The sequence below is a fragment of the Marinagarivorans sp. genome, from assembly GCF_982758155.1.
On record NZ_CEXWTU010000203.1, the window covers coordinates 1 to 9087 of the forward strand.

The window sequence follows — 9087 nt, forward strand, 5'->3', positions numbered from 1 at the left end:
TATTGGCGAGGTCTTGCAGGCTTAGGCTTAGCGCCTCGGTGGTGCTTTGCGGCACCTTTACGAGCTTGGCCTTTTTATCTTTGCCCGTCTCTGCCACCGCGGCGGCGGCTGGGTTGGCGTAAAACACAAACACGAAAAAAAACAAGCTGATGGCCGCGCTAATGCGAGCAACTACTTTTTGTCGAAACACGGCCAACGTGGGCGATGGGATTCCTTGTGACATAACCTAAGCCTTAAACCTGTAAATGGGGGATTTCTGATTCGAAAATACGCTGCCCGTACATGTGCGGGCAGCGTGAGGTGTTATTGCGCCAAGGGTAGGCGCGTTTGCGCTTGCAGCACTTGGGCATCCGCTGCCCCCGTAAAGGCTTCGTTTACCACCTCTGTGGCACCCTCGGCAGGCAATTGCAGCCAGAGTGTATCGGCAGCAACTTGGCCCGCCAGCAGCGAAAACGGCAGTACTCGTTGCTCGGTTGCAGGCAATATTTGCCAACCCTCGTAGGCCAGCCAGTGCGCACCCGGCGCCGAAAGCTGCCATAAGCCTTCCGTTGTCGCCTCGCCGGTATTGGCGAGTGCCGCGTTAATGGCAATCGCTTTACCCGGGCGGGCGATCAGTGTTGGGTTAATGTCATTGAGCAGCTGGCCAAACAAGGCCAGCGCTGGATTACTTTCCTGCCAACCGCCGGCTAACATGGAGGCCACCACATCGAAGCCAAGGAACACACTGTGGCCAAGCTCGTACTGAAAGCGCGTAGCGGCCATTTGCTGAACACTGGAAACGATATCGGCAATATCACCCGTGAAAGGCTGCAAATGCGTAGACATGTAGCCATAGGTTGTGGAGTACCAGCTGCGTACCCATACCTGGCCATGAATACTTCCGGCAGGCTGTACCACTTGGGCATGGGGTGCGAGCACACTGCCTTGAACCCCCACTGACGTTAAACGTAACTCGGTTGCCGCTGGGAAGTTAAAGATCACCTTGGTGCGTAAATTTTCAAGGCCCTGCATACCGATATTTTGAATATGAACCGCATCCCCCAACACATTAATCACAACGGTGGCGCTCTCTGGAATACAGCTTTGAGCCAAGGTGTGCGAGGCCCCCAACATTGCGCCATCAACATCAAACACTTGGCGCTCGCTCGAACAATCACCGGCCAAGGTAATGCCGCCCCACTGGCTTTGCACAACGCCATTGTTGGGCAGCGCATCTAATGCTTTTGATACGCCCTGTAAAAAGCGTGCCTCAGCATCAAACTGGATACCGAGCGGTTGCTCGCCTAATACACCGGCACCGGCAGCTAAGCCGTCGATCACTGTTTGGCTAACGTCAGTAATGCTACCAGCAGCAAGCAAGCTGCCATTAAAAATACGCCCTTGCGGAAAGGTCACATCACCGCCGACGGTAACAACTGTGTGGAGCGTAGCCGGGTCTAATTTGTCGCCAACACCAAAACTATCAAGGCTCAAATTGCCACCCACCGCTAAGGTGCCGTCGATGGAAGACGCCAGCGAGGTGTAATCGTCTATCGCGAAAGCGTTGAAACGGCTCGGCGCGCCCAGCGGCATTGGCTGCACGCCAGCAGGCAAGCTACTGGATTTAGTAAAATACCCTTCAGCAGTGGCGCCGTTAAGGCGAGCGCTGAATACCCTCTGCGCCTCGCCCAAGCCATCACTGAAAGACAGGCTCTGAGCCTGCAGCCAGTCAGCCGCTAAACCTTGCACACCATCACTGTATTGCTCATGGGCCAATAGCTCGATACCTAGCATGCCCTCAAGCGCTGCATTGCTGCCATTAACGCCCGCCACAAGCAGGCCATCACCTTCGGCGACACGGCTTTGCAATAGGATTACGGTGGCCTCACTTAATGTGATGTCGTTACTTAATAACGCGTAGGCGCCAAAGCCACCCATGGCCAAGGCGTCGGCAAAGGCGACTTCATCAGTGACAACACTGGCATACCAGCCGCTAGTTTCTAACCATGCAGCCAGCGCGGCGCGTGCGTTTGCTGCAGCATCTGTCAGCACTAATAGTCTTGCCTTATCACCGAGCGCTAAAGCACCTTCGAGCGAAACGGTGTTTAGCGCCTCAGCCACATTAAACACTTTGCTCGCCATCACCGTCATAGCGCTCGCACTTTGCCCTGCCACTTCGAGCACACAGGCGTAGTCACCCGCTTGGTTCAGTGCCGGTAATGCAAGGCTCCACTGGGCATCGTTAGCTGCCGCGAGGGTCGCCACATGGTCAGTTGCAGCAATGTCTTCTCCGGCCGACAAGTTAACGGCTTTCACCCGGGTAGCGTGCCCCGTGATGGTTTCATTGCCGGTATTGGTCAGTGTAAAGGTACACACAGGCGTTTCACCCAATGTGAAATCTGCCGCTGATACGGCCACATCGCCTTGCAGCGCAAACAACACGTTTTGCTCCAACCCGAAGCCAACGTCAGTCGCTGCCACGATATTGCCATCTGCATCAGCTACTCTAACCGTTAGCGTATAAGCGCCCGGTGCCACACCGCTCAATGCGATGGCAGCATTAAGCGCTTCAGTTGTATTCGGCAATACTTGATTAACGATACGACTTTGCGACCAAACGACATCGCCCGATGCAGACACCAATTGCATTTGCACCGTTGCGCCACCCACCAAAGCATTGGCAGAGGTATTAGACAGCTTCACTTCAGTATTCACCGTATCTTTTACGGTATAGCTTGGTTGATCAACCGAGGCCGAAGCCACCAGTATTGCGCTATCGGCACTCGCAATTTGAAACTCCTGATATGCTACCGCTTGTACCGCACCCGTATCATCAGCCAGCTGCGCTTTAACGCGGTAGCGGCCAGCATATAAACCTGTCAACGAAAATTGGTTGGGCGTAAACGTAATATCACTCTCACCCGTCAATAAAAAATCGGGCACGCTAGCGATTTGCGCAACAACATTGCCATCCAGATCCACCACCGAAGTTTGCACACTCACCACACCGGATGCTTGCCCTGCATTAACTGCGGTGAGGTTAACCGTTGCGGTTTCATCAGCATTAAATAGCGTTTTATTAACACCCAGCTGCAAAGCGTAACCTGAAGACAACACGTTTAATGTATGCTCGGCTAAAGTTCGCTGATGCTCAACGCCGTTAATATCGTTATAGGTGAGTTCAAGCTTGTGAGTAATAGTGCGTGTTTCGCCGGGCGCTAAATTGGTTGCAACCACGTCGTAATCCAAGTTTTTGACTTGGCCAATAGAAAACTCAGGGAAATTCCATTCAATCTCAGTTACGCCGTCTAGCGCTTCTATGCGGCTAGGCGGCACGACAAATGAATTAACATCCAACTCAATATCTTGATTGTTTAGCGTACTAACGACTTTGACATTTTTATAATCACCGTTAATGGGGTTAATGATTTCAGTCGCCATCCCGCCGGGGTAGCCGTAGGAATCATGGTCTGCAAAGCCATAAACATATAATCCGAATGGCGACCCGGAGGCAATGACGTGACTCCCGTCGGTTATCGCAACTTGGGCGCCCGCATAGCCGGAATCACCTAACTCAACAAAAAGCCCTTGATCAATTAGCTCACCATCTAAACGTATGTTTTCTATATCTGCAGCCTTAGCAACAACATTAATATAGTGAATATCAAAGCCGATAGAAACTGTTGAAAACACATATTTATTTAATAACTGCTCGGTCGGTGGAATCAACATCATAAAAGGGTCTGATAAAACACCATCAGCCTCAGTACCTTTAGAATATTGCATCACCATTACGGGCTGTGAGGTATTCAAAATAATTCCCTCTGTCACATCAAACTCTAGAAATTTCCCACTGGATAAGGTGCCTTTTTTAATTCCATTAACCAAAACATCAGTTGCCGAATTAGGGGCAACGACACGAAGAACATCACCATTAAGCCGTGTTGCAAGAGGGTAAACAAGAAAGGCTGAACCCAAAGCACTCACAGGGGGAATCATCTCAGCCATATGGTCACAAAACCTAATAGTTTTGGGCACATACGAACATACAACCCCACTGGTCACGGCAACAGGCGCTGACGCTTTTATCCTTGACCCAGTAAGATCATCATTTTTAGAATTTCCACTTTTAATAAGTATTGTTTCCATCCTATCTAGCACTATGGACTTTAGGCTGTTAGTCGAATGCCCAGAAACAGTATCTGTCGCGGTCACCTCTATCGAGGTATTGTCCTGAACAGCGGTTATCGCGAACTGAGATGGCCCTAAAGATGATCCACCATATGAGCCGACAATATACTCTTTACCTAAGGCATTCGTAGGGAAGGCCATTAAAGCGTCGGTTGTTGCGGGTCTTTGATTTAGCCCGTAAATACTGATAGGGGCATCGGATGTAACACGTACAGAAACATCGGTAACTTTCCCTGAAAACTGGGCGATTTCACCTGGAAGGTCAACAACACTAGTAACGTTAGCCGCTACAGCAACGGACACCTCAAACCCAAACCCTGGAATTTCAACAAGCGCTACGGCATCTGCCGACGATGATACAAATAATTTTAAATCTGGGACATTTAGGTTAGGGGTAAATGAAAAAATAAACTCTGTGCCCTCCGTAGTTTGTCGCTCTCGAATTTGCCCGATTGCACTAGCGGATGAAACGATCAAAAGTGCTATCGCGAAAAATAAGGAAAATCTTTTCATTGGCTCACCTCCACACCCTCTAAGCGAATTTTAATACCAACTCGCTTTGATCCTTCTGGCAGCGCTGTTGATGGCGCTAGCTCTTGTTGAATATTAATTGAAACATTGGGGACAACATTAATTCCATTCGCATCAAGTGTATCAATGAGCGTACTTGAAATTTGCGCGACAGTTAATTCATAAACTCCAGCTTCCGAGAACAGGTGATCGAAGCTCTCAATCACTTGCGTGGTAGTCAATTGACTTGGCAGCAACTCCACATTCCAGCTGAATTGACGCGATTCACTGGCGTCAGGTTTTAAGAGCGCGGCGCTAAACTGTGCAACGACTGGGATGTTCGACCGATTTAAATAAGCCACACCCAACTCTAATGTCGAACTTGCACCTTGATTGATCGCATCGGGGGTTACATAAACTTGCACCTGCTGAATTCGCTGGGTAGGCACAATGGCAAAATAAGAAGATTTGCTCGAAAGTAGTTTATTAGTAAGCACACTGTAAACTTTGAGTGAAAGACTGTACTCGCCAGGCGAGTAATTTCCCGTATACCAGTCGACCGCTACTTCAACCTCATCGTTTGGTACGACCTCAAATTTATTATCTGAATGGGTATGCGAGAATTCGACTGATTTGGAAGCCAGCAGTTTGCCTTGCGCATTGAAAAGTTCAGATTCAATATATACCTCATCGCTTTCCTGCCCTAAGTTGCGCACAAAAGAAGTTACGTCGACATTTTCGTAGGCACCAAACTCAAACTGATTGAGAACCGGTGTATCAATTTCAATCTGACTTAAACGGATCTTATTCAATTTGAAATCATATCGAATACCGGTATTCGGAGCAGATTCAATATTTAGCGACAGTGGCTCATAACCCTCAGCCACAACAGAAATCTCACCATCTTCAGCCTGAATACCAGATAGCTCGTAGATACCGTCGACTGCTGACTGAGCACTCGCACTCGCAGTTATAAGGGTTGCACTAGCGATAGCATTTCCGGTGCGACTATCTGTCACTGAGCCATAAAATTTTCGAGTAGTTGGCTTTAGTCGGACAATACCAAAATTAATTCCGTTATCAGTCGTAATTACGCCGTCCAAAACTTTACTTTCGAAACCCTGTTTTTCGAAAATGATCTTTACTAAACCTTGCGTAAGCTGAAGATGGAACTCGCCATCCTCTCCTGTAGTCATAGTTTCCCCGCTCAAAAGCTCAGTAACGGTAACACCAGCAAGCGGGACAACCTTTCGAAACCCACCCCAGACATGTTCACCTTGAACAGTCGGGTCGGAGACCATTCCAGAAAGGAATCCACCAGACCCAGCTGGCTGATCTGTAGGGTTCAATTGAATCGAAAAGTTTAAATGCTGCCCATTCGAAACACTGAGATCATGGGTCACTGGTGTATAGCCCGATTTTGCAAAACCGACACGCAATGCGCCACTCGGCACTTCCATTGCGAAATAACCTTCCGTATTAGTCACGGTCAGTGATTTTTCCGAGCCTAAAAATAATAGATCCACGCCGTCTATCGGCAGGCCAGATACGGCATCAGTTACAACGCCATAGATCATAGCGATATTAGCTTTTTTGGTGAGTTTCACTGCGCCCAAATTCAGCTGCTGCCCTTCTTCGACAGCGACCGTAACAACCTTCGACATGTAGCCAGGAGCACTGATAGTTAATTGATAGCTGCCAGCATTGATGGCACTTAATTCAAAGAAGCCTGTACCATCTGATGCGCTTAACAATTCACTTTCTAGGTCTAGAGTTACAGTCGCTGATGCGATAGATGCACCCGAAGCGGCATCCTCAATAGTGCCTGATAAAACACCACCTTCAGGCCGCTCCACTTGCGGAGTTTGGGCATGCACTGCAAGCATTTGCGTCATCAGCGACGTCAAATAAATATCGTTAAACCAAGAGCCATTAGGCAGCTGTTGAGCAAGTAGCTTTTGAACCACCGGCTCTAGCAAATAGGGGCTTGCCGTCGTCAGCAACAAAGCTTGTACCGCCAGAACATCCGCGAGGTTATTGCCCCAACCGGTGTCAGAAAGCGACGAAAATAATTGCGAGGAAATTTGACTTAAATGCGAGCCAACATTGTAGTCGGCGCGATTTGCTTGAAGGGCCAAATGCATTAGCGCAAATTTTAATGCATTTTGACTAGAGGCTTCACTGACTTCCAGCTGTTCGAAATAATTCGTTAAAAAACCAATAAGTTCTAATCGATTCACGCCGCTAAAACCCGTTAAATCACCCCTTAACAGCGAGAGGGTGACATACAATTCCCCTTCGTAGCCGAGGTACGGGGCATAGCCACCCTGAACACCACGAAACAAAGTGACATCGATATCACTAAGATCAATAGCAGAAGGATAATGGCGCTTTAATCGAGCGAGCTCTGCAACCTGCTGCGCACCAGCTATGACTAAAGAATCTAAATAGGCTTGAGCAGTAGAAGATACGTTTCCTGCAACACTTTCATTCGCCATCTTGAGAGCAATGAGAGCTTCTATCGTAGAGGGCAAAACATCACTTTGAGAGTTTTCATCCCAAATAGAACCGTTTGAATTTTGCTTTGTTGCTAACCAGCCAACCGCAGCCTCAATATCTGCTGAAGTTTGTAGACTGATCAATGAAAACAGGCTGAAAATAAACGCAGAAAAATAACCGCGCAGGCGGGTTAAATCCATTTGGAATTCCCTTTCAAAGTATAAATGCCGACACTAAAATGTGCCATCCCAATAATAAAGCGCGCGAATTCTACAATCAGCTGTAGTTAAAGTAAACATCGTTATATAAACCGAAAAAATCACGCGACTCGAAAAAATACTTAAGTGTCCAGCAGTATGCTTTATCAATTAATAAACGCTGAAATTAATAGTTAGACTGCCCTTTAAGTTGCCTCCTCACTACTTAGCTGCTGCACATCACTGGGCAAAAACTCCTGTAGGGCTGACTTTTGATGTAGTAAACCTGTGTTTGTTAGCGACCAGCGCGAGGTAATGCTTTTTGGTATAGGAGCCTCTTACCCTTTGTTGTGATTAATGCGCCGCGCTCTTGTAGCAACTCGCAAGCTCTTTAATGATTTATGCCTTTGTATAGTTCCTTTCTGAAGACTTCTGTGTAGGTATAAAATTATTCTTCGCTGCATGACACCTCTTCCTCATTATGTGAAAGTTCACAGCGGGTCATGCTGTGCGGTGTTCATTCGTGGCTTGAGGTCTGTCTTAATTCAATTGCTACGCGATAGTGCTGTTCACGGCATCGAGCACCGTCCGGGCGACTTAAGGGGCGTGCACCCAGGGATTAAAAAACGGGAAGTTATTTCATGCGCGCCCCTAAGCATCTATTGTTACAGATGGGAGGGCGGGATACTTGTGCGGAGCATATTTTTGATTTGGTGGGTGAGATTGCCAATACGGTATCCGGTAATGCGCGTAGCGAATTTGGTCCGGCGTTTAACATTTCAGTGCCTATTGTTTTTGAGGGGGCCCCCGATAGTATTTACTTACCGTCGTCATTGCGCTCTTATGTAGTGCCTATTTATTGGAAAACGTACAATGCTGCCGTGGTTATTTGCCTTTCACATTAGCGCTTGCTATCTTCCTAATGTTGTTTTGAGTGACTACCTACGTAAGGTCTATGATTATGATATATGTTTTAATTGAGCGTCGTATAGCTGAGGGGATGGCGAGTACATACGATGAGAGTGCACGTGACATGCTGCAGCAGACCTATGCCGTTTCAGGTTTTATTTCTGGCGAGGCTTACGAAGATATGGGGGATCACAATCATCGATTCTTATTGTGTAAGTGGAGAACTTCCCGTGATTGGCAGCGCTGGTTGCGAAGTGAGCAGCGGGCCGAATTAATCAATCGTTTTGCGCCCATCTTACAAGAGCCTGAGAAAATCACGCTACTCGCGGTATAATTTTTTCGTGAATTTATGAATGGCTGAAGAAGCTTGCTGTATAGCCTGGTCGTGGTCGTGGCCCGATACTTTTAAAGGCTTAAGGTCGTGATCTGCACTTTCTACCCACTCCAGTAATATTTCTTCTGGCAGGCTGTAGGTCGCGACTTCATTTCGGTTGCCCAAGAGATCACGAGTTCCTTGAATAATGAGAGTGGGTTTATTTGACTTAGCTAAATGCTCAGTTCGAAGTGTGTCCGGTTTTCTTGCCGGGTGGAATGGGTAGCCCAAGCAGATTACGCCTTCCCACTGTTGTGGTAATACCGTCTCGGCATTCATGAGTGTTGCAATTCTTCCTCCCATGGATTTTCCTCCTATTAAGAGCGGTGTTTTACCGGGTTCACTGAAAAGGCTTAGCCACTGTGCCCACTCATCCATAAGCACGTTAACTCTGGGTGGTGGTCGCTTTGCTCCGCCTGTGCGCCTTTG

Annotated in this window: 6 protein-coding genes; 2 read left to right on the forward strand and 4 right to left on the reverse strand. The window is 48.0% G+C overall.

What is annotated here, in order from left to right:
• The 3 genes from AC3A8L_RS17020 to AC3A8L_RS17030 all read right to left on the reverse strand — a co-directional run.
• Positions 1 to 223: hypothetical protein (locus tag AC3A8L_RS17020; protein WP_487963471.1), on the reverse strand; the 223-nt coding region annotated here is incomplete at its 3' end.
• A gap of 80 nt (positions 224 to 303) precedes the next feature.
• Positions 304 to 4683, reverse strand: a complete 4380-nt coding sequence (locus AC3A8L_RS17025; protein WP_487963472.1) for a choice-of-anchor A family protein — start codon at positions 4681 to 4683, stop codon at positions 304 to 306.
• Positions 4680 to 7379, reverse strand: coding sequence for a carboxypeptidase regulatory-like domain-containing protein (locus tag AC3A8L_RS17030; protein ID WP_487963473.1), 2700 nt, complete (start codon positions 7377 to 7379; stop codon positions 4680 to 4682). The genes AC3A8L_RS17025 and AC3A8L_RS17030 overlap by 4 nt, the downstream gene beginning before the upstream one ends.
• Positions 7380 to 8017: 638 nt before the next feature.
• Here AC3A8L_RS17030 and AC3A8L_RS17035 point away from each other — a divergent pair.
• Together AC3A8L_RS17035 and AC3A8L_RS17040 are read left to right on the forward strand one after the other, a co-directional pair.
• Positions 8018 to 8281, forward strand: a complete 264-nt coding sequence (locus tag AC3A8L_RS17035) for a chemotaxis protein CheX (protein WP_487963474.1) — start codon at positions 8018 to 8020, stop codon at positions 8279 to 8281.
• 56 nt (positions 8282 to 8337) lie between these two features.
• Positions 8338 to 8619, forward strand: a complete 282-nt coding sequence (locus tag AC3A8L_RS17040; RefSeq protein WP_487963475.1) for an antibiotic biosynthesis monooxygenase family protein — start codon at positions 8338 to 8340, stop codon at positions 8617 to 8619.
• On the opposite strand, the gene AC3A8L_RS17045 is transcribed toward AC3A8L_RS17040, so the two are convergent.
• On the reverse strand, positions 8605 to 9087 hold a 483-nt coding region (locus AC3A8L_RS17045), incomplete at its 5' end, for an alpha/beta family hydrolase (RefSeq protein ID WP_487963476.1). The two genes, AC3A8L_RS17040 and AC3A8L_RS17045, sit on opposite strands and share 15 nt — an antisense overlap.